The 20,196-nt window shown below is 63.6% G+C and carries 20 protein-coding genes and 2 pseudogenes; 11 read left to right on the forward strand and 11 right to left on the reverse strand.

The genetic code is table 11. The features are described 5' to 3' along the window. Positions 1-55 precede the first annotated feature (55 nt). The gene (locus BRA1417_RS0125385; protein WP_035968792.1) at positions 56-2,263 is read right to left on the reverse strand and encodes a TonB-dependent receptor domain-containing protein; all 2,208 of its coding nucleotides are present in this window, start codon (positions 2,261-2,263) and stop codon (positions 56-58) included. A gap of 84 nt (positions 2,264-2,347) precedes the next feature. After that, a complete protein-coding gene (locus BRA1417_RS0125390) occupies positions 2,348-2,722 on the reverse strand; it encodes a DUF2946 family protein (RefSeq protein WP_027518217.1) in 375 nt (124 codons plus the stop codon). Positions 2,723-3,200: 478 nt separating this feature from the next. Here BRA1417_RS0125390 and BRA1417_RS0125395 point away from each other — a divergent pair, with 478 nt between their 5' ends. The 4 genes from BRA1417_RS0125395 to BRA1417_RS0125410 all read left to right on the forward strand — a co-directional run bounded on the left by BRA1417_RS0125395 (position 3,201) and on the right by BRA1417_RS0125410 (position 7,319). After that, complete coding sequence (locus tag BRA1417_RS0125395) at positions 3,201-3,605, forward strand: globin (RefSeq protein ID WP_027518218.1); 405 nt, start codon at positions 3,201-3,203, stop codon at positions 3,603-3,605. 141 nt (positions 3,606-3,746) lie between these two features. Then, the gene (locus BRA1417_RS0125400; RefSeq protein ID WP_027518219.1) at positions 3,747-4,769 is read left to right on the forward strand and encodes a sugar ABC transporter substrate-binding protein; all 1,023 of its coding nucleotides are present in this window, start codon (positions 3,747-3,749) and stop codon (positions 4,767-4,769) included. Between the two features lie 6 nt (positions 4,770-4,775). Further along, complete coding sequence (locus BRA1417_RS0125405) at positions 4,776-6,278, forward strand: sugar ABC transporter ATP-binding protein (RefSeq protein WP_027518220.1); 1,503 nt, start codon at positions 4,776-4,778, stop codon at positions 6,276-6,278. Between the two features lie 12 nt (positions 6,279-6,290). Further along, positions 6,291-7,319 carry an ABC transporter permease gene (locus BRA1417_RS0125410; protein ID WP_027518221.1) on the forward strand — a complete coding sequence of 343 codons (1,029 nt, stop codon included), beginning with the start codon at positions 6,291-6,293 and terminating at the stop codon, positions 7,317-7,319. 251 nt (positions 7,320-7,570) lie between these two features. Here BRA1417_RS0125410 and BRA1417_RS0125415 read toward each other — a convergent pair whose 3' ends face one another. Together BRA1417_RS0125415 and BRA1417_RS45700 are read right to left on the reverse strand one after the other, a co-directional pair. Beyond that, entirely contained in the window at positions 7,571-8,098 is a 528-nt protein-coding gene (locus BRA1417_RS0125415) for an IclR family transcriptional regulator C-terminal domain-containing protein (RefSeq protein ID WP_245286370.1), read from the reverse strand. Positions 8,099-8,170: 72 nt separating this feature from the next. Beyond that, positions 8,171-8,509 (reverse strand): annotated as a pseudogene (locus BRA1417_RS45700) (helix-turn-helix domain-containing protein); the annotation flags it as partial. Here BRA1417_RS45700 and BRA1417_RS0125420 point away from each other — a divergent pair. The 3 genes from BRA1417_RS0125420 to BRA1417_RS0125430 all read left to right on the forward strand — a co-directional run bounded on the left by BRA1417_RS0125420 (position 8,439) and on the right by BRA1417_RS0125430 (position 10,483). After that, complete coding sequence (locus BRA1417_RS0125420) at positions 8,439-8,915, forward strand: MaoC family dehydratase (protein WP_027518223.1); 477 nt, start codon at positions 8,439-8,441, stop codon at positions 8,913-8,915. The pseudogene BRA1417_RS45700 and the gene BRA1417_RS0125420 overlap by 71 nt on opposite strands. A gap of 27 nt (positions 8,916-8,942) precedes the next feature. After that, complete coding sequence (locus BRA1417_RS0125425) at positions 8,943-9,395, forward strand: MaoC family dehydratase (protein WP_027518224.1); 453 nt, start codon at positions 8,943-8,945, stop codon at positions 9,393-9,395. A 98-nt stretch (positions 9,396-9,493) separates the two neighbouring features. After that, positions 9,494-10,483: a tripartite tricarboxylate transporter substrate binding protein gene (locus BRA1417_RS0125430; RefSeq protein WP_084462289.1), complete on the forward strand. Its 990-nt coding sequence runs from the start codon at positions 9,494-9,496 to the stop codon at positions 10,481-10,483. Between the two features lie 75 nt (positions 10,484-10,558). Here the strand turns inward: BRA1417_RS0125430 and BRA1417_RS0125435 are convergent, their stop codons facing one another. Continuing rightward, a complete protein-coding gene (locus BRA1417_RS0125435; RefSeq protein ID WP_027518226.1) occupies positions 10,559-11,263 on the reverse strand; it encodes an L-2-amino-thiazoline-4-carboxylic acid hydrolase in 705 nt (234 codons plus the stop codon). Positions 11,264-11,305: 42 nt separating this feature from the next. Next, positions 11,306-11,698 (reverse strand): RidA family protein, encoded by a 393-nt coding sequence (locus BRA1417_RS0125440; RefSeq protein WP_027518227.1) that lies wholly within the window; start codon positions 11,696-11,698, stop codon positions 11,306-11,308. A gap of 129 nt (positions 11,699-11,827) precedes the next feature. Between BRA1417_RS0125440 and BRA1417_RS0125445 the strand changes: the two genes are divergently transcribed. Beyond that, positions 11,828-12,451 carry a LysR family transcriptional regulator gene (locus BRA1417_RS0125445; RefSeq protein WP_027518228.1) on the forward strand — a complete coding sequence of 208 codons (624 nt, stop codon included), beginning with the start codon at positions 11,828-11,830 and terminating at the stop codon, positions 12,449-12,451. Between the two features lie 118 nt (positions 12,452-12,569). On the opposite strand, the gene BRA1417_RS0125450 is transcribed toward BRA1417_RS0125445, so the two are convergent. After that, positions 12,570-13,529: a LysR family transcriptional regulator gene (locus tag BRA1417_RS0125450; RefSeq protein WP_027518229.1), complete on the reverse strand. Its 960-nt coding sequence runs from the start codon at positions 13,527-13,529 to the stop codon at positions 12,570-12,572. A 105-nt stretch (positions 13,530-13,634) separates the two neighbouring features. On the opposite strand from BRA1417_RS0125450, the pseudogene BRA1417_RS0125455 reads away from it, so the two are divergent. The 3 genes and pseudogenes from BRA1417_RS0125455 to BRA1417_RS0125465 all read left to right on the forward strand — a co-directional run. After that, a pseudogene (locus tag BRA1417_RS0125455) lies at positions 13,635-14,573 on the forward strand (alpha/beta fold hydrolase); the annotation flags it as partial. 471 nt (positions 14,574-15,044) lie between these two features. Beyond that, positions 15,045-15,656 carry a hydrolase gene (locus tag BRA1417_RS0125460; RefSeq protein ID WP_027518231.1) on the forward strand — a complete coding sequence of 204 codons (612 nt, stop codon included), beginning with the start codon at positions 15,045-15,047 and terminating at the stop codon, positions 15,654-15,656. A 2-nt stretch (positions 15,657-15,658) separates the two neighbouring features. Beyond that, positions 15,659-16,285: an alpha/beta hydrolase gene (locus BRA1417_RS0125465; RefSeq protein ID WP_027518232.1), complete on the forward strand. Its 627-nt coding sequence runs from the start codon at positions 15,659-15,661 to the stop codon at positions 16,283-16,285. Positions 16,286-16,382: 97 nt separating this feature from the next. Here the strand turns inward: BRA1417_RS0125465 and BRA1417_RS0125470 are convergent, their stop codons facing one another. Genes BRA1417_RS0125470 through BRA1417_RS0125490 form a run of 4 tightly spaced genes read right to left on the reverse strand, consistent with a single transcriptional unit; the run spans position 16,383 to position 20,146 of the window. Then, a complete protein-coding gene (locus BRA1417_RS0125470; RefSeq protein ID WP_027518233.1) occupies positions 16,383-17,435 on the reverse strand; it encodes an ABC transporter ATP-binding protein in 1,053 nt (350 codons plus the stop codon). Next, positions 17,428-18,408: an ABC transporter ATP-binding protein gene (locus tag BRA1417_RS40840; protein ID WP_035968799.1), complete on the reverse strand. Its 981-nt coding sequence runs from the start codon at positions 18,406-18,408 to the stop codon at positions 17,428-17,430. The genes BRA1417_RS0125470 and BRA1417_RS40840 overlap by 8 nt, the downstream gene beginning before the upstream one ends. Further along, positions 18,405-19,226 carry an ABC transporter permease gene (locus tag BRA1417_RS0125485; protein ID WP_027518234.1) on the reverse strand — a complete coding sequence of 274 codons (822 nt, stop codon included), beginning with the start codon at positions 19,224-19,226 and terminating at the stop codon, positions 18,405-18,407. The genes BRA1417_RS40840 and BRA1417_RS0125485 overlap by 4 nt, the downstream gene beginning before the upstream one ends. Next, positions 19,223-20,146: an ABC transporter permease gene (locus BRA1417_RS0125490; RefSeq protein ID WP_027518235.1), complete on the reverse strand. Its 924-nt coding sequence runs from the start codon at positions 20,144-20,146 to the stop codon at positions 19,223-19,225. Before BRA1417_RS0125490 ends, BRA1417_RS0125485 begins: the two co-directional genes overlap by 4 nt. Positions 20,147-20,196 lie beyond the last annotated feature (50 nt).

The following is a 20,196-nucleotide window of genomic DNA, read 5'->3' on the forward strand; positions in this document are numbered from 1 at the left end:
TCGGAATGCCGGCCTGCCGCGGAGCCGAACATAGACCCAAGCGCCCATTTGCACGTCACCATCGATACCTCATTCCAGCATACACTGCTCTCCCCGTACCCGGCTCAAACAATGCTGACGTCGCCGTCGCTCGATCGATGATGCTCGCGCTGGCTATGTAGGTCTTGTTGGTGAGATTGCGCCCCTCGACGTAGGCAGACATCGGGCCACCATTGTCGAAGCCGGCTTTCAATCCCAACAGCGCGTAAGGCTCTGTCGTCAGCGTGTTCATGCTATCGACGAAGTAGGCCTGTGGCACCCATTCGATGTTGGGTCCAAAATAGACCCCGGTAGGGTGCTTGTAGAGAAGCTCTGCGCGCAAATAGTGACTTGGGGCTCCCGGCAATCGATTGCTTCCGAAGGTCGGATCTTGGTCGAAGCGGAAGTCGTTGAAGGAATAAGCGACATTCAGCCAGATCTTGTCCGGAGCCGGGCCGTTGACGAAGATGTCACGAAAGATTGCTGCACCCGCACCGGCCTCGATGCCTTGATGGACGGTGCGGTCGGCATTGGTCACATTGCAATTGCCGAAAGTACTATAGAGACATTGCAATTCGTCGCGAATGTTGGCCCGGTAGGCCGTCAGTTCCCAGGCATAATCGGATCGCTTCATGCGAGTCCCGATTTCGTACGTGGTCGCAATCTGCGGGTGGATGCTGGTGAACGGGATCGTCGGAATGCCGAGACCAATCGCGCTTTCGCCAAAGCTCGGCACCTCGGCGCTCCGCGAGACATTGGCGAAGGCCTGCCAGCTCGGATCGATTTGCCACAGCAGACCGCCTTTCGGCGACCAGAGATTAAAGCGTGTTGCGCCCGATTGATCCCCATCCCTAAGGAAACGATCTTGCCGGTTGCGGGTCGCGTACAGAAATTGCGTGCCGCCGATGAGCGCAAGATTTGGAAGGACGTAGAAGCTGTCTTCAACGTAGGCGGAAATATTCTCCGACCGATCGAGCGAGGAAGAAAGCAGTGCACCCTTCTGTCCGCCAATGTTGGCGAACTGCTGGTTGTCGATGCTGCCGTTTAGCACATTGACGCCCGCGACCAGCCTGTTGCGGAAGCCGCCAATGGTGCGGTCATCCGTGATCTTCGCGAATCCGCCGTAGTCCTTGTAACGGTAGTCCAGCCACTGGAAGATCGGATGCATCAAATGCCGATCGACGCCAAAGGCGCCGAATTCGACCTTGGTGTCATCGAAACGAACGGTGGTTTTGTTGGCGAACCTGACAGTATCGATATTGCGCTGCTGATCCATCGCAACATTCGCGGGTGCAGCAGCTTCCGGATCGGTCAAAGCGGATGTCTTGGTCACGGTACCCGGGATTCGCTGCCGCACTTCGTTGGCGTTGAGGTAGAACCGTGTCTCGACATCCGGGGAGAACCGATAGCCCACATTACCGCTCAAACGGTTGCTCGAGCCAAAGCTGTGATCGCGAAAACCGTCTGCGGCCTGCGTGGAAGCGGTCACGAAGCCGTCCCACGGCCCGTTGACGCCTCCTGCGTTGGCCTGAAGTCGTTTGTAGCCGAATCCTCCGGCATCGAACGACACACCGTTCGGAAACGCGTCGCGGCCGGTCGGGGTCACGAAGTTGATCGCGCCTCCCAGCGAATTGGCGCCGAACTGAAGCGCGTTGCCGCCCTTGAAGACTTCAACATATTTGTAGGCGCTCGGATCGATCTCCTGGAAATCGCCATAGCCATCCGCAGTGTTGATCGGAATGCCGTCCATATAGAGCTGCACACCGCGCAGATGAAAATTGCGCGACAGGCCGGACCCGCGAATCGAAAGGCGGGTGTCGTCGCCCCATTTGGGCTGGGCGTACACGCCGGGCACGTAATCCAGAACATCCTTGATCGTGTTGGACGGCGTCGAGTTCCTGTACGCCTCGGCCGAGACGAGCGCCACGCCGCCCGGAGTCTGGTTAATCTCCGCCAGCGCTTGTTGCGCCGCCAGAACCGTCAGGGCACCCGGAGCCCCTGCACTCTGGTCGCTCGCGGTTTGCTGCGGTGATGGAGTCGTTCGCAGGCTTGGCGTGACGCGGGCCGATCGCGCAGAATTGCGTGGCGGTCGGACCGCCGGCGCACGCTTCTGCTGAGGCGCCTCAACCGTGATTGGCGGCAGCACTGCGCTGCTGCCTTGGGCAAAGGCTCCGCTCGACGATGCAAGCAGCGCGGCCTGAATGGTAACGACGCTCACACCACGGCGGGCATGACAACGTAACATGGGGCATTCCTGACGCCGGGCTTTCTCTCCGGCCATTCGACAGCATCAATCGCCTGCGGCGGACCGCGGCGATCACGAGAGTCGTCAGGAAAATTGAGGCGGGGCGCGCGCCTGGGCACTCGAGCCCTTATGGACGGCGCCGGCGGATGCCTCCGCCGCGTGCCACACCACGCGCTCGGCGTGGCGGAAGGGAACGGAAAGCGCGGCGTGCGGCGGCGAATCGAGCGACGCACCCATCTGCGCCAGGCAACAGAGGGCGCACGCACCGGCATGTGCGACCGGCGTACCCGCCGGATCGTTCAGGCCGCCCTGCTCGTTCGCGCTGTGGCAGATGACGGCGGCAGACAGCGGATCGGCCACGGCCTGGCCGGCCGCCAGACAGGCGGCAATCGGCGCCAGCACCTGCATCACCAGGGCGAGCAGGACCAGGGGGAGGAATTTTTGCAGCCGTGCGCGCATCCGCCGAACCATTCGTTCGCCTACTAACTAAACACCGGCGGATGGCCAAGTCGAGCCCGGTTCCGCCGCCTCCTTAATCCAGCGCAAATTTCCCGGAAAACTGTGGTCCGGCCGCGCGCGGAGGGAACCTCCGGCATTTGAGGCAGTCGCGCACCCGGGCCCCATCCACAAATTTCTTATGTTTGTCATATAGTTACAGAGCCAAAAGTCCGATCGTTTCGTCAATTGCTCGAATTTTGAACATTCGTTGCCGAAAATGATGACAAGTGAGAAAAGTTGATCTAGCATCCTCTTGCTCAGGCTGGCCGCGAGGTCGAAGTCTGGTGGTCCAAGTCTCGGGAGGAGCCCCTGACGCGCAAAATGCAGCGTCGCCCCGCCAATCAAGATCAAATCTTAGAATCGGGGATAATAGGGTCGACACAATTTTCGAGCGGGGCTAGGGCCCCGCTCTTTTTTTGTGTGCGGGGCTAGAGCACCGATGAATGCTTCTCTCAATCCGATCGAACAGAGCTTTGAACTTGCAGCCTCGCGCTGCACCGATCTCACGCCACACGTCTATCAGCGGCTGTTCGAACAGCATCCCGAAACGCGGGCGATGTTCCGCACGCAGGGCAGCGAGCTCGTGATGGGATCGATGCTCGCACTCACGATCGAGGCGATTCTCGACTTCGCCGGTGATCGCCGTGGGCAATTCCGGCTGATCGCATGCGAGGTCGTATCGCACGATGGCTACGGCACGCCGCGCGAGCTGTTCATCGCCTTCTTTGCCGTGATCAGGGATACGTTGCGCGATCTCCTCCGCGATGAATGGTCGCCGGACATCGCGCAGGCCTGGGACCGACTGCTCATCGAGATCGACGCGTTCGCGGGTGTCCCGGCCTGATGCTTTGCGCTGCACCAACACGGGCTCGCGGCGATCCCAGCGTTGATTGCGGATTGAGTGGCATCAACTCTTGTGAGACACTTTTGGACATCGGTCGCGCAATCAATGACGCGCCGAGATGAAATTGTATGGGAGCGAGCGATGTCCGGGACGGAAGATTTCTCGACGACGAGGCGCGATCTTCTTCAGGCGGCGGCGACCGCCGGCGCCGCGACTGCCATCCTCGGCAGCATGGGCATTAACCCCGCCCTTGCAGCCGAAGTCGGACGCAGCGAGAAGCCGCTGAAGGCGGCATTCTCCAACGCAGGCCTGCAGGCGACCTGGTGCGCGCAGGGCAAACAGGCCGCGGAATTCTGGGGCAAGCTGTTCAACGTCGAGGTCACCTGGTTCGACGGCCAGCTCGATGCCGTGAAGCAACGCGCGGCGATCGACAACATGGCCTCGCAGAAATGGGACTTCGTCGCGATCCAGGCCTTCGGCATCGGCACCCTCACCCAGCCGGTGCAGAAGATGATCGACGCCGGCACGCCCGTGATTGACATGGACACGCTGATTGCGCCGCTGGACCAGATCAATGTCCACTCCTTCCTCGCCCCCGACAACGAGTTCATGGGCGCCTCCGTGACGCAGGCGCTGTGCAACGCCATGGGCGGCAAGGGCAAGATCATCATGACGCAAGGAGCGCTCGGCCACACCGGCGCGCAGGGCCGCGCCAAGGGCTTCAACAATGTCGTGAAGCAATTCCCCGGGATCGAGGTGCTCGACACCCAGCCGGCAGACTGGGATGTGTCGAAGACCGCGCGCCTCTGGGAAACTTACCTGACCAAGTATCCGCAGATCGACGCCGCGTTCTTCCACAATGACGACATGGCGCTCGCCGCCGCCAACATCATGAAGGCGCGGGGCCGCACCAACATCCTGATCGGCGGTGTCGATGCGATGCCGCCGGCGATCCAGGCGGTCAGCGAAGGCCGCATGTTCGCGACCGTCCGCAATCCGTCCTGCCGCATCCATGGCGGCGCCGTCATCGCGGGCGTTTCCGCCGTGGTCGGCGGCGAAAAGAGCGGACAGGGCATTCCCAAGAACGTCGTCACCGACGGTCCGGTCGTCACCAAGGCCAATGCTGCCGGGATGCAATGGATGCAGGATCACTTCCTGATCTGAGCCTCCATGCGAGAGGATCGTTCGCCTATCCTGGAACTCCAGGGCATCACGAAGAGCTTCGGCGGCGTCGAGGCGCTTCGTGGTGTCGACTTCGCACTTTCACCCGGCGAGATCCATGGTCTCGTCGGCGAGAACGGCGCGGGAAAAAGCACGCTGATGAAGATCATCGCCGGCGTGCACACCGAATTCTCGGGCCGCTTCCTGATCGACGGACAGGAGACGCATTTCCGCTCGGCCCGCGACGCCCACAGCGCCGGCATCGCCATGGTGCACCAGGAGCTGTCCGTCGCACCGGACCTCACGGTCGCGGAGAACGTGTTTCTGGGCAACCAGCCGACCAACCGGCTCGGCCTGGTGCAATGGCGGCGGATGGCGCGCGAGGCCGGCGAGCAGCTCGCCCGCTTCGGCATCGACGTCGATCCGATGAGCAGGCTCGGCGACCTCCCGATCGGGCTCCAGCAACTGATCGAGATCGCGCGCGTGCTGTTCTCCGGCGCGCGCATCGTCATCCTGGACGAGCCGACCTCCGCCCTCTCCCCGCCCGAGGTCGAGCGACTGTTCGCAACGCTGCGGCGCCTGCGCGAGGAAGGCACGGCGATCGTCTTCATCTCGCATTTCATCGAGGACATCTTGCGCGTGTCCGACACGGTGACCGTGTTCCGCAACGGCCGGAAGGTCGCGGAGACGGCAAGTGCTGCGACCAGCAAGGGCGCGCTGATCGAGGCCATGATCGGTCGCGGTGGCGAAGCGCTCGAGCACAGCTATAGCGACGATCTGATGCTGCCGCGGCCGAGCGACAGCTCGGTGGTCCTGAAGGTCGATCAACTGTCGCTGGCCCGCAGCCTGAAGGACATCTCCTTCGAGGCCCGCGCCGGTGAAGTGCTCGGCATCTACGGCTTCATGGGCTGCGGCCAGCAGGAGCTGTCACGTATCCTGTTCGGCAAGCTGAAACCGGACGGCGGCACGCTTGCGGTCGAGGGCAAGCCCAAGACGTTCGCCAGCACGGCAGCGGCGCGGCGCGCCGGCGTGGCGCTGGTGCCGGAGAGCCGGCGCGCAATGCTGTTCCACCAGGAGCCGGTCTACAAGAACATCTCGATCAGCATTCTCGATCGCATCTCGGCGCTGCTGCTCAAGCCGGCGCAGGAGCGCGACATCGCAAAGCGCCAGGTCGAGCAGCTCCAGATCAGGCCGCCGGTGGTCGGGCTCGATCTCGGCATGCTCTCCGGCGGAAATCAGCAAAAGGTCGCGCTGGCGAAATGGCTGACCTATCCGCCCAAGCTCCTCGTGCTGTGCGAACCGACCCGCGGCATGGATGTCGGTGCCAAGAATGACGTTATCAACATCGTCCGCGATCTTCGCGCCAGGGGGCTCGCGATCATCGTGCTGTCGACCGAGCCGGAAACGGTGCTGTCGCTGGCCGATCGCATCCTCGTGCTCAAGCGCGGCGCATTGGTGCGTGAATTCAAGAACGAGCCGGTCAGCAAGGACCGCCTGCTGGAAGCGGCGTGACGGAGAAGCACCATGGCGAGCAGTGAGACGGCTTTGGCGGCGGGGCAACGGGCGCGCGGGTTAGCGCCGTTCCTGCGCTCGCAGATGCGCAACATCGCCCCGTTCCTGACGCTGATCTTTCTCTCCGGCTTCTTTGCGCTGGCCAGTCCCTCGTTCGCGACCCTGGACAATCTCGGCAACATCCTGACCCAGGTGTCGGTCACAGGCATCATCGCCGTCGGCCTCACCTTCGTGATCCTCTGCGCCGAGATCGACCTCTCGATTGCCAGCATCGCCAACGTCACCGGCATCGCGGTCGCCTACTTCACGCTCCAGGAATCCTACGTCAACATTCCCAACATTCCCCTGCCCGGCGCCGCGGCGATCCTGCTGGCCATTTTGCTGTGCGCGTTTCTCGGCCTCGTCAATGCGCTGGGGCTGACAATGATCGGCATCCCCTCCTTCATCATGACCTTGGCGATGATGCAGATCGCGGCCGGAATCTCGGCGCTGCTGGTGCGCGGCCAGATCGCCTACAAGGTGCCCGGCGTGATCACCACGCTCGGCTCCGGATCGATCGGCGGCATCCCATGGATCGTCATCGTCGCCGCGATCATGCTGCTCGGCGGGCATCTGGTGCTGACCTACACGCGCTTCGGCCGCTACGTCTACATGGTCGGCGGCAACCGCGAGGCGGCCGAATATTCCGGCCTCAACGTCAAGCTCATCCTCGGCGCGGTGATGGTCATTTCGGCGGTGTGCTCCGGTATCGGCGGCATGCTCGGCGTCGCCCATTTCGGCAGCGCGCAGCAGAACGAGTTCGACACCTATTTGCTCGACTCCATCGCCGCCGTCGTGGTCGGGGGCACCAGCCTGTTCGGCGGCCGCGGCGGTATCGGCAACACCATCGTCGGTCTGTTCGTTCTCGGCGTTCTCAATAACGGCCTCGACCACGTCAACATCGACAGCTTCCTGAAGATCCTGATCCGCGGCCTGATCCTGCTGGCGGCGCTGGTCATCAACGTCTATGCGCAGCGCCTGAGGGAAAAGGCGGTGGAATAGGCGCCCCTCACAACAAAAGCGCGAAAACAACCCCATGCACAGTAGACAGTGTGAGGGAATTCAACGAGTTGCAAAACTCCGAAGTTGCGCGGGTGCGACCGCAGCGACGTTTGACTCGTCGGGCAAACAGGAGCAGGATGTCATCATGGCGCTGGCCGATTGTCCGGTCAGATCTGCCGCAGCGCGCGCGGCTTTCCGAAGCGCGCTTCACGCCTGGTTCGCTGCGCGGACGACCGCCGCGCAATCCTCAATCACGACAACGACACCGATTGAGTCCGAATGTCCTGGGCGGTCTTCTGAAGTCGCACGAGATATCGTTTCTTTGCGGCCGCCTCGTTCAGCGTCCCGGAAATCAGATTGATGCTGATCGCCGCAACCACGCTGCCGCCCTGATCGCGAATTGGAACAGCCATGCCGCAAATCGCCGGATCGAGCTCGCCATCGACCCAGGCGTATCCCCGCTTCTCCGTCAATTGCAGTTCCTGAGCGAGGCGTTTGGGATCAATGATGGTCCGTGGCGTCACTGACTTGAGTGGCGTGGTTGCCAAATATTGAGCTTTCTGTTCCGGAGTAAGGTTAGCCAGAAGCACGCGTCCCAACGAGACGAGATGCGCGGGGAGCCGGCTGCCGATCCCGAGATTGGCGGAGAGGATACGCCGCGCCGGAAGCCTCAGGGCATAGACGATATCAGTTTCATCGAGCACCGCGAGGGCGCAGGATTCGCCGATGTCGTTGCGAAGATCTTCGAGCGCGCGCTGAGCATAGCCCCAGAACGGCAAGGCGTTCAGATAGGACAACCCAAGCCCCAGAGCACGAGGCCGCAAGCGGAAATAGCGGCCGTCGGCTTCGCAATATTTCAGCGTCACCAGGGTGGCGAGCATGCGCCGCGCCGTTGCGCGATTAAGCCCAGCGTGGACGGCGGCCTCTGACAGCGTATGCCGCCCCGGCGATCGGCCAAGCGCCTCGATCAGGGCGAAACCTCGCTCGATCGCGCGAACGTATCCATCGCTCTCTTTTGGCAATGTCACAGCCCCCTTGCGGAGACGGACAAGCTCCGCGCATAGTGGTTCACAAAACGAATAATTCGTTCGCCTGGCGAACAGTATGGGAGGAGACGCGATGACGCAAGCGCCGGCATTCGAGACCGATTTCTGGAAGGACGCCAATCTGCGCAAGGTGTGGGACGACATCGTCCCGGGTGAGCCGCGCAAGACGATCCCCTACAAGCTGACGCTGGAAGCTATCCAGCTCTACTGCCGCTCCGTCGGCGAAGACCACCCGCTCTATTTCGACGAGACCTACGCGAAGAAAACTCCTTATGGCGGGCTGATCGCCCCGCCGTCGATCCACATCCTGCTGATGTTCGCCTGCACCCCCACCGACGACTGGATGCGAACGCCGGGGACCATTAATGCCGGTCAATCCTGGAGTTACAACAAACCGGCACGGCCCGGAGACACCATCACGCTGCAGGCACGCGCACTGGACAAATTCATCAAGCGCGAGCGCCTCTTCGTCGTCCACGACAACGTGTTCTTCAACCAGCACGGCGACGTCATTTGTTCCGGCCGTGGCCAGACGATCCGCCCCGCCTGATCGCAACGACAGACAAGGAAACATGGCATGAGCACCAGCTTCGAGAACCTCACCGTGGGCGACACGATCGACGGCCCAAAGTTCGACGTCTCGCGCGAATCCATCCGTCTGTTTTGCGACGGGTCGCTCGACTACAACCCCCTGCACCTCGACGACGACTACATGAAAAACAGTTTCGGCAAGACCAATTTCGGCGGCATCATCATGCACGGCATGAACAATTTCGGGCTGATCACCCGGATGCTGACGGATTGGGCCTATCCTGCCGGTGCCATTCAGCGGCGCCTGGAGACGCGCTGGCTCAAGCCTGTCAAGCCCGGGGACACCATTCAGCCGCTAGGCGTGGTGAAGTCCAAGCAGTCGACGCAGAAATCGCGTTGGGTGCTGATCGACGTACTGGTCCGCAATCAAAGGGGCGAGCACGTCGCGGCCGGTGAAGCCATGATCGAATTTCCGACATCCGGTTCAATGGCGGCCTGACCGGAGCACAAAGCCCCGATCTCGGCGTCGATCTCGCCCAGCCTTTGCGACAACCATAACAAGACGAGCGCATTTCGACCGCTCGACGGGAGGACTTCATGAACTGGATGGCAAGGGCGAGAACGCTCTGGCTCGCTATCGGCCTGGTGCTGCTATCGTTGACGATCCCGCTGGGCTTGGCATCAGCCCAGCAGTTTCCTCCGAGCCAGATCAAGATCGTCGTGCCGTTCCCGGCTGGCGGCACCACGGACATTCTCGCGCGCTTCATCGCGCAATACCTCGGTGACAAGCTCGGCGTTTCGACCATCGTGGAAAATCGCGCCGGCGCGTCCGGCACCATTGGGTCCGAGACGGTTGCGAAAGCGCCCCCCGACGGCAGCGTGTTGCTGATCACCGCGACCCACCACGTCATCAATCCGAGCCTGTTCCGCCAGCTGCCCTATGACACGCAGGTGGCCTTCTCACCCGTGGCCGTGGTCGCGAGCGCGCCGAACGCACTCGTGGTCTCCAAGGAGTTTCCGGCGAGAAACGTCGCTGAGCTCATCGCGCTGGCGAAGAAGGATCCGGGCAAGCTGTCGTTCGGCTCCTCCGGAATCGGGGGCGCCAATCATCTGTCCGGCGAACTTTTCAAGCAAATGGCGGGCGTCGACATCGTCCACATCCCCTACAAGGGAGCCGCGCCCGCGATGAACGATCTGCTTGGCGGCCATATTCCGATCATGTTCGACACGCTTCCAACCGTGCTTCCGGCCGCCTCGGCCGGCAACATCCGCGTCCTCGCGGTCACCAGCATGACGCGCGCGGCGGCGCTTCCCGACGTTCCGACGCTCGATGAAGCCGGCGTCAAAGGTTTTGAAGCGACCGCCTGGTTCGGCATGTATATGCCGGCGGCGAATGGCAATCCTGCCTATTCCAGGCTGGTCGAGGTCATGAGCGAAATTCTGGCCTCCCCGGCAATTGCCGAGAAGTTCGCAACACAGGGGGTCACTCCCGGCAAACTATCGGGCGCTGAATTCACCCGTTTCGTGGATGCCGAGATCAGGAAATGGTCGGCTGTCGTCAAGCAGGCCAACGTGCCGCTCGAATAGGCGCGCGCAAGAACCACGCCTCCGTCAGCAGGCGAGAAATTCAGGGCCACCTGCGTTGGAATAGGGCAGCGCGGCTTAGCTCTCCGCTTTCTGATCCAACGCAAGCCGCGAGAACCGGAAATTGCAGTGGCTGGCACCGCCCGCGAGCGTCTGCGTCCTCTCCAGGCGGATGCCTCGCGCTGCGTAGGCGACGAAATCGAGCCCGCAAATATTCGGCAGGATCTCCTTGTCGCCATGGCGCGCCGCGAGTTTGCAGAAGCCGCAGGCCTTGTAGTTGATGCCGAATTCAAAACTGTCACCCGCATCGGGCTCGACGAAATCGTAGACGAAATCTTCCGGAAATTCGGTCTGATGGCTTTCACTCGCGCTTCTTGCCGCCTGCTCGCGTAGCAAGGCCTGGTTCTCCGACGACATGAACTGACGGCCGGACGCGAGACGTTCCGCTTCCGATACGGTGAGCAATTGCGCCTTGTAGGTTTCCCGCTCGATCTCGCCGATCACAGGCAGCGGCACGCCGTGGCGCCGCAGCACCCGGCTGATGGCCATGAAGCCCATCAGACGCATGAAGAAATCGCTCATGCGGCTTGCCGCGCCGCCGACATAGGGCATTTGGGTGAGCACGATTTCGAATTCGTCCATCACCTCCCGCCTGATGCCTTCGATCTCAGAAAGCTGCGCGCGCACACGCAACATTGCTTCGGCCAGGTCGAGCCGCTCGCCCATGGCGGCCTCCATGGCACCGCGATGCGCTTCGTAAAACGGATGGATGATCTCAGCCATGGGACACCTGATATGATTGGCTTATTGCAAAGTCGGCCGGTTTCACTCCGCGGCGATCGCCTCGATCTCCAGCAGCCATTGGCTGTCGACGGTCTCGACGATCACGACCGTCAGCGCGGGCTGGTGTTCGCCCAGCATCGCGCGACGAATGGAGCGGTTGGTCACGAGTTGATTGCGGTCGGTCAGGAACGTGTTGACCTTGACCAGATGCGCGATCCCAAGGCCGGCGGCAGCGAGCACCTCGATCAAATTGCGCCAGGCCTGCTCGCACTGTGCCTCAAAACCGTCAGGCACGGTGCCGTCGGATCTCTGGGGCACCTGGCCGCTGATGAACAACAGGCGGCGATGCTGCATCAGTTCAAGTCCCATGCAATAACCGCCGGCGGGAGCATGGACCGTTGCGGGATTGTGACTGACGATGTGAGCTGGGGGCATTGGGTTTCTCCGGATTGCCGGTTCGACCGTACCCGGCGCCATCACCGCTTCGCAAAGCATCATTGCTGCGGTTCAGCGCAAGAAAATCTATTGCAAGGCCACAGCCCATCAGTGTCAAAATGGAGCCCGATGACCTACATCCTTCCCCCACTCAACGCGCTCCGCGCTTTTGAGGCCGCCGCGCGGCATCTCAGCTTCAAGCTGGCCGCACACGAGCTGCACGTGACGCCCGCCGCCGTGGGGCAGCAGGTGAAGGCGCTGGAGGCGCGCCTCGGCGTGCAGCTGTTCGAGCGGCTGCATAAGCAGCTCATCCTCACCGTCGCCGGTCAGGCCTATCTGCCCGGGGTCTCCGAAGGCTTTCGCCACATTGCGGAGGCGACCTCGCAATTGAGACCGGCAGGTGCGGTGCTGCTGCAATTGGGAGTCCATGGCAGCTTCGACCTCCGCCGCCTCGATCTGGCAGCGTTTCGCAGCACGCATGCGGAGATCGGCTTGCGGGTGCTGCATCCGGCCGGCCTGCACGAATTGGTTGAGGGTAAGGTCGATCTGCTGATCGCCCGGGGCCTCGGCCACCATCCCGGTTATCGCTGCGACCGGATCGATGAGGGATCGGGTTTGGGTGATTGGCTGATTGCGCCTGAGGGTACCGCGGATTGCCCGGAGATCGTCAGTTTTCGTGCGTGGCTGCGGGGCTTGGCGGCTGAGAACGCGCTCGGAAATCGTCGCCCTCGACTAGTCGGCGTCAGACGATAGGCTCGACCGACAATCGACAGCCTCGCCGCGACGCCATTTCACATGTCGTTGGCGGATATCGCTAGCACCAGACATCATAGGTTCTGGAGAGCCGAAGCCGTCGACCGCCTCCGTCGCGTCAGGTCGAAACCGATTCCGTTCCACGCCTCGCGTGCCAACCAGATTTTCCCTCAACACGACTGCCGCCCATGCACTCCACAAGATAGTCCACGAATACTCGGACGCGAGCAGGCATGTTCGGCCCGCCGACGAAGACGGCGTGGAAGATCTCCTTGTCACCAGGATTGAACGGTTCGAGAAGCGGGACCAGGCGCCCCTCCGCGATCGCGTCCCCGAGACTGAAATTGCCGACACGGGCGATGCCGACGCCGTCGAGCGCCAGCTGGCCCAGTGTCTCGCCACTGTTCGCCTCGATGGCGCCTCGCACCTTCAGGGCGAAGTCGACTCCGTCCCGGCGGAACGGCCAAACCGGCTCGGCCCGGCGAAAACTGAAATTCAGGCAATTGTGGTTGTAGAGGTCTTCCGGGGTTTCGGGCACGCCCCAGCGCGCCAGGTAGTCCGGCGAGGCGACGATGGTTCGGCCGTTCTCGCTGAGCCGCCGCGCCGTGAGCGCGCTGTCAGTCAGCGGACCGCCGCGAACCGCCACATCCGCCTGCCCCGCAGCGACGTCAACGATCCCGTCGCCAAGATTGATGTCGACCACGATGTTCGGATAGCGGCGCACGAACTCGCCAAGCAGAGGCACGATGCAAAGACGCCCGTGGGAGACCGCAGCGCTGACCCGGATGCGGCCGCGCGGCGAACCCTGGTCGGAGATCGCCTGCTCGGCTTCGTCGAGATCGGCGAGAATGCGGCGGGCCGCGCTGAGATAGGCGCGGCCTTCCGCGGTCGGCGTCAACGCGCGCGTCGTCCGCAACAGCAAGCGTACGCCGAGCCGCTGCTCGACCCGGTCCAGAGTGCGGCTCACGGCCGACGGCGTCAGTCCAAACGCGCGGCCCGCAGCCGAGAAGCTGCCACCGTCGATGACCGCGCAGAACACTTCCAGTTCCCGGGCACGGTCCGCGGTATCTGCTGCCACCTTTGCGCTCCAGTCAAAAATGCTTGGCCTGGATACTAGCTAATCCCAACGATCTTCCTCGTCTAGCTTTGCGTCTACGAAAAAGGCCAACACAGGAGATCGCCCATGAACGTCCCCGACCAGCTTCGCCGGTTTGCCCTCACCGGAGCCGCGCTCGCCATCCTGGCCGGCACCGCCGCCGCGTCAGCGGCCGACGGGCCCACGGATTTCCCGAATACCTTCCACACTGAAGAGGTCGCGACCAATGGCACGACCCTCCACGTCCGGGTCGGCGGGTCTGGACCGACGGTCGTGCTGCTGCATGGCTATGGCGAGACCGGAGACATGTGGGCGCCGCTCGCGACGAACCTTGCTCGCAATCACACGGTGATCGTGCCCGATCTGCGGGGCATGGGCCTTTCCGCCCGCGCCGAGGCCGGTTTCGAGAAGGTCAATCAGGCGGAAGACATCGTCGGCGTGATGAACACGCTGCAAGCGCCGCGCGCTGACATCGTGGCGCACGACATCGGCAACATGGTCGCGTTCGCTCTGGCCTCACGGCACGCCGGGCGGGTGACGAAACTGGTGCTGATGGATGCGCCGGTGCCGGGCGTCGGGCCGTGGGAAGAAATCCTGAAGAACCCGTTGCTGTGGCACTTCCGGTTCGGCGGGCCGGATATGGAGCGCCTGGTGGCCGGCCGCGAGCGGATCTATCTCGACCGGTTCTGGAACGAGTTCTCAGCCAATCCGGCCAATTTCCCGGAGGCGTCCCGAGCCCACTACGCGCAGCTTTACGCCGCGCCGGGGCGCATGCACGCCGGCTTTCGCCAGTTCGCCGCCTTCGATCAGGACGCGATCGACAACCGCGCCTGGCTCTCGGCGCACGGCAAGCTGCTCATGCCGGTTCTCGCGATCGGGGGCGGGGCATCCTTCGGCCCGGCAATGGCGGCGGTGATGCAGGCCGGCGCGGTCGACGTGCAGGAGCGGGTCATCGGAGGCTCCGGGCACTGGCTGATGGAGGAGCAACCCGCGGCTACGTCGGCCGCGATCGAGGCCTTCCTCAACGAACGGCCCATCGCCGCGGAGAACGGGCACCTGGGTCAGACCGCTCTGACGCTGGAGCAGACGCAGGCAATGCCGCAGTCCGGCGCAGGCGCCGGCACCTCTGGAGTTGCTGCTATCCGTACCGTGCTGCTCTCGGGCGACCCCGCCAAGGCCGGCCCGTATGTGCTCGAAATTCACGTGCCGCCGAACACCGCGATCGCACCGCACACCCACCGCGACGACCGCTTCGCCACGGTGATTTCCGGCACCTGGTACTTCGGTTACGGCAGCAAGGTTTCCGACGCGCCGGTCAGGCCATTGACGGCAGGCGGCCTCTACACCGAGCCCGGCGGCGTTGCGCACTTCGCCTTCACACGGGCCGAGGGTGCGGTCGTCCGTCTGACCGGGATCGGCCCCAGCGACACGGCTTTCGTCCCCCCGCCCGCATCCCACTGACCTGCTCCAGAGCACTTCAAATCCAAGGAAATTCCGATGACGTCCTTTCCCACCATCCGCGATCCCAAGACCGACCGGCTTTTGACCCCGCATAATGCGGCTTTGGTGATCATCGACTACCAACCGGTTCAGGTCAGCTCGATCCAATCGATGCCCAAGCGGACCCTCGTCGCCAACATCACCGCGGTGGCCAGGACCGCGAAGCTATTCGCCCTGCCGACGGTGATCGCTACCGTGAATGTCGCCACCGGTCGCAACCAACCCACCATCCACCAGATATCGGATGTTTTTCCGGATGTCGTGCCAATCGACCGGACCTCGATCAACGCGTGGGAGGACGCGGACTTCGTCGCCGCAGTCCGCAACACCGGCCGCAACAAGCTGATCATGACGGCGCTCTGGACCGAGGTGTGCCTCGTGCACCCGGCGCTGGACGCGCTACAGGAGGGTTTCGAAGTCTATCCGGTGGTCGACGCGGTGGGTGGCACCTCCCGCGAGGCGCACGACGCCGGCCTGCTGCGCCTGGTCCAAGCCGGTGCCCAGCCCACCAGCTGGGTGCAGCTGATCTGCGAACTGCAGCGGGACTGGAACCGCGCGGCAACAGTGACCGGCTTTTCGGAGATCCTGTTCGCGGTCGAAGGCCACTGATCATGATCATGGAGACCGTCGACGCTGCGATGATCGAGCGGACCAACGCATCGCAGAAGCCGCCGGTTATCTTCATCCATGGCCTGTGGTCGAATCCCAGCTCGTGGGACCGATGGGCCGAAATGTTCGAGGCCGCCGGCTATGCTCCGTTGGCGCCCGGATGGCCGGCGGAGCTGGGCGGCGCCGCGGCACCGGAAACCATCGGCGAGGCCGCGGCGCATTTCGCCCGCATCGCCGGGGCGCTGGACCGCCGCCCGGCGCTGATCGGCCATTCGTTTGGCGGGCTGATCGCGCAGACCCTAGCCGGGCGCGGGCTTTCGGCTGCGACGGTGGCGATCGAACCGGCTCCGTTTCGCGGGGTGCTGGAGCTGCCCGTCTGGACCGAGGCTCCCGTCGACGTCGAGGCCGCCGGGCGTGGACCGCTGCTGACGATCTCCGGCGAGCGCGACCACACCGTGCCGCCATCGGTCACCCGCGCCGTCTACGAACGGCAGAAGCGCAACAAGCACCCTGTTACCGAGTTCGTCCAACTTCCGCGACGCGACCGCTCGCTGCCCATAAACAGCGGCTGGCGGGAGGTGGCGCAGACGGCGCTGACATTCGTGAGACGCTTTCTATGCCTTCTATAGCGTTCAGTCGCTCGTGTTTGAGGGCAGCTCAACTGCCGCTTCTGGCCACGCAGCGGAGGGCTCACCAAGTTTTCCGCTTCGGTCGCCGCACTCCTTCCTAAAAATGTTCGCCCTCGGTCGACACCAACGCCGCCTGCCCCGCAATCTCATCCGCTCGCCAGCATCTCACCGCGTGCCCGTCGGCTCGCGTCTCCAGCGCCGGCCCCGGCTCGCTCCGACACACCGCCTCCGCATACCGGCACCGTGGGCTGAACGCGCATCCATTCGGCGGATTGAGCGGGTTGGGAAGGTCGCCACCTGTCGTCGCGAGCGGCGCATGACGCAAGGGATCGGGGATGGCGGCGATCAGGGCTTGCGTATAGGGGTGCGCAGGCCGCTCGAAGATCTCGCGCCAGTGGCCGTTCTCGACGATGCGGCCGAGATACATCACGGCGACCTTGTCGCTCATGTGTTCGACGACGCCGAGATCGTGGCTGATCATGATGTAGGAGAGGCCGAGGGTTTCCTTCAACTCCAGCAGCAGATTGATAATCTGCGCGCGGATCGAGACATCGAGCGCCGAGACGGGTTCGTCGCAGATGACGATTTTTGGATTGAGGATCAGCGCACGAGCAATGCCGATGCGCTGGCGCTGGCCGCCCGAGAATTCATGCGGATAGCGATCGGCCTGCTCCGGCCGCAGGCCCACATGCCGCAGCATCTTCGCGACGCGGTCCTCGATCTCGCTCTTGGCCGTCACGCCATGCACACGGAGGGGATCCTCCAGCGTGCGGCGAACGGTCTGGCGCGGATTGAGCGAGGCGTAGGGATCCTGAAACACGATTTGCACGATGCGGGCCAGCGCCTTCCGATCGCCGGATGGCCTGTTGGTCACGACCTGTCCGTCCAGCACGATGCGGCCGCGCGTCGGCGTCAAGAGGCCAAGGATCGACAATGCGACCGTGGACTTGCCGGAGCCGGACTCGCCGACGAGGCCGAGGCATTCGCCGCGCTTCAGGGTAAGATCGACGCCGTCGACGGCACGGAGCAGCCGACGGCCGCGCCCCAGCAGGCCGCCTCCGAGCGGAAAATGGACGGCGAGATCCCTGACGCTGAGAATGACATCGTCGTCCGGCCGTGTCTCACCCAACCTGTCATGCGGCTCATGCATGGTGATGACACCTGACCAGACCGCCCGCCTCCAGCAAATCCGCTCCCGGCGCGGTGGTCCGGCAAATATCGGTCGCCTGCGCGCAACGCGGATTGAACCGGCAGCCATCGGGGAAATTCGTGATGGCCGGGACCACACCCGCGATCTCCGTCAGCCGGCTGCGGCCAAGGGCTGCGCGACTGCCGAGCCGCGGCAGCGAGGCGACCAGGCCTCGCGTATAGGGATGGGAGGGCGCCCGGAAGATGTCAGCCGAGCCGCGCTCCTCGACGATGCGGCCGGCATACATCACGGCCACGCGGCGACAGACATTGGCGACCAGCCCGAGATCGTGGCTGATCATCAGGATTGCGGTTCCCCGCTCGGCGCACAAATTCCGCATCAGCTCGATGATCTCCGCCTGCACGGTCACGTCGAGTGCCGTGGTCGGCTCGTCGGCGATCAGGAGATCCGGACCGCAGGCGAGTGCGATGGCGATCATCACGCGCTGGCGCATGCCGCCGGACAGCTGGTGCGGGTAATCCTTCACGCGCCGCTCCGGCGCGGGAACGCGGACGCTTGCCAGCGCCTCGACTGCCAACCTGTCGGCCTCCCGCCAGCTCTTGCCCTTGTGCAGCACGAACATCTCGGCGATCTGCCGGCCCACCGGCGAGACCGGATTCAGCGCCGTCATCGGCTCCTGGAAGATCATGGCGATGCGATTGCCGCGCAGGTCCCGTTGCCTTGCGGCTGAAAGGTGCTGGATCTCCCGCCCCTCAAACCGGATGGTACCGCCGCCGATCGACAGCGGCTGCCGCAACAGGCCGATCAAGGCGAGCGCCGTGATGCTCTTGCCGCAGCCGGATTCACCGACCAGGCCGAAGGTCTCGCCGCGATCGATGCGGAATGAAATACCCTCGGCCGCCGCAACGCGCCGCGATCCATCGTCGAGATCGATGCGCAAATCCTCGACTTCGATCAGCGGCGCGCCGGTCATGTCCGCCGGCTCCGCGATTGCGGATCGAGAATGTCGCGCAGGCCGTCGCCGAGCAGATTGAGGCCGAGCACCGTCAGGAAGATCGCGAGGCCGGGAAACACCGAGAGCCACGGCGCCGTCGTGATCTGGTCGCGGGCATCCGACAACATGCTGCCCCAGCTCGGAAACGGCGGGCGGACGCCGAGGCCAAGAAACGACAACGCGGCTTCGGATAGGACCGCGCTGCCCATGCCGAGCGTGCCGATGACGACGATCGGCCCCAGCATGTTCGGCAGCAGCTGCGTGATCATGATGCGCAGATCGCCGTAGCCGAGCACGGTCGCGGCCTGCACATAGCCCTGGCTCCTCAGCGACAGCGCCGAGGCCCGCGCGATCCGGCACGTGAAGGACCAGTTGGTCAAGCCGAGTGCGATCAGAAGGCTGGTCAGGCCGGGACCGAGCACCGCCATGATGGCCAGCGCGAAGATCAGCGAGGGAATCGCGAGCATGAGATTGGTCAGGCCGTTGACGACATCGTCCCACCAGCCGCCCCAATAGCCGGCGCTCAGGCCGAGCGCTACGCCGATGACGCTGTTGATGAGCTGCGAGACGATGCCGACCGTCAGCGAAACGCGCGCGCCATAGACGACGCGGGAATAGATGTCGCGGCCCTGGTCGTCGGTGCCGAACCACCAGGTCCAGCTCGGAGGCTCTTCCGCGTTCAGCAAATTGGCGTCCAGGACAGGATCGGTATGCGCCAGCCAGGGCGCGAGCAGGCCGACCAGGATCGCAAGCGCGAACAGCGCGCCACCGATGACGAGATTGGCGCGGAGCTTCATGCGTATCTGATCCTGGGATCGATCACGCCGTAGAGCACGTCGATCAGCAGATTGATGGCGAGAAAGGACAGCACCACGACAAGAATGGAGCCCTGCACGGCCGGGATGTCGCGCTGCAGGACACTGTCGACCAGCAGCGAGCCGATGCCCGGCCAGGAATACAGCTTCTCGACCACGACCGCCTGCCCCATCAGCGCGCCGAACTGGAGGCCGACGGTGGTGAGAATGATGACGAGCGCGTTGCGCATCACATGCCACTTCACGACGCGGGTCTCGCTCATGCCCTTGGAGCGCGCGGTGCGGACGAAATCCGCGGTCATGATCTCGAGGACCGCAGCGCGTGTGGTCCGGGCGAACAGCGCCATCGGCGAGACGCCGAGCGTCACGGCAGGCAGGATCAGGTACTTCAGTCCGCCATCGCCATAGCCGAAACTCGGCAGCCAGCCGAGCTTCAACGCAAACAGATACATCAGCACCAGTCCGAGCCAGAATTTGGCGATCGAAAGGCCTGATACCGCCACGACCATGGCCAGCGTGTCGACGATGCCCCCCGGCTTCAGCGCCGCGATGAAACCCAGGGGAACACCGATCACGACAGAAAACGCCATGGCCGTGAAGATGAGCTGGAGCGTCGGCCATATCCGTTTGGCGATCATGAACGTCACAGGCTCCCGCGTCCGGAACGAGGTGCCGAAATCACCGGTCGCAAGCTTGGCGATGTAGGTGCCGAAGCGGACATAGACGGGATCGTCGAGCCCGAGCTGCTTCTTCATGCGCAGCTCGACCTGCGGATCGGCATCGTCGCTCATCGACGAGACGATGCTGCCGGGAACGACGCTGAACAGCACGAACACCAAGGCCACCACGGCGAGCACGGTCGGAATGGTCTGCAGGAGACGGCGGAACAGGAAGGAGAGCATCGGCACTTTTCCTCTCTCCCTCCGCCGCTCATGGCGACGGAGGGAGCGCG

Origin of the sequence: Bradyrhizobium sp. WSM1417 (genome assembly GCF_000515415.1) — a bacterium.
Classification (GTDB): domain Bacteria; phylum Pseudomonadota; class Alphaproteobacteria; order Rhizobiales; family Xanthobacteraceae; genus Bradyrhizobium.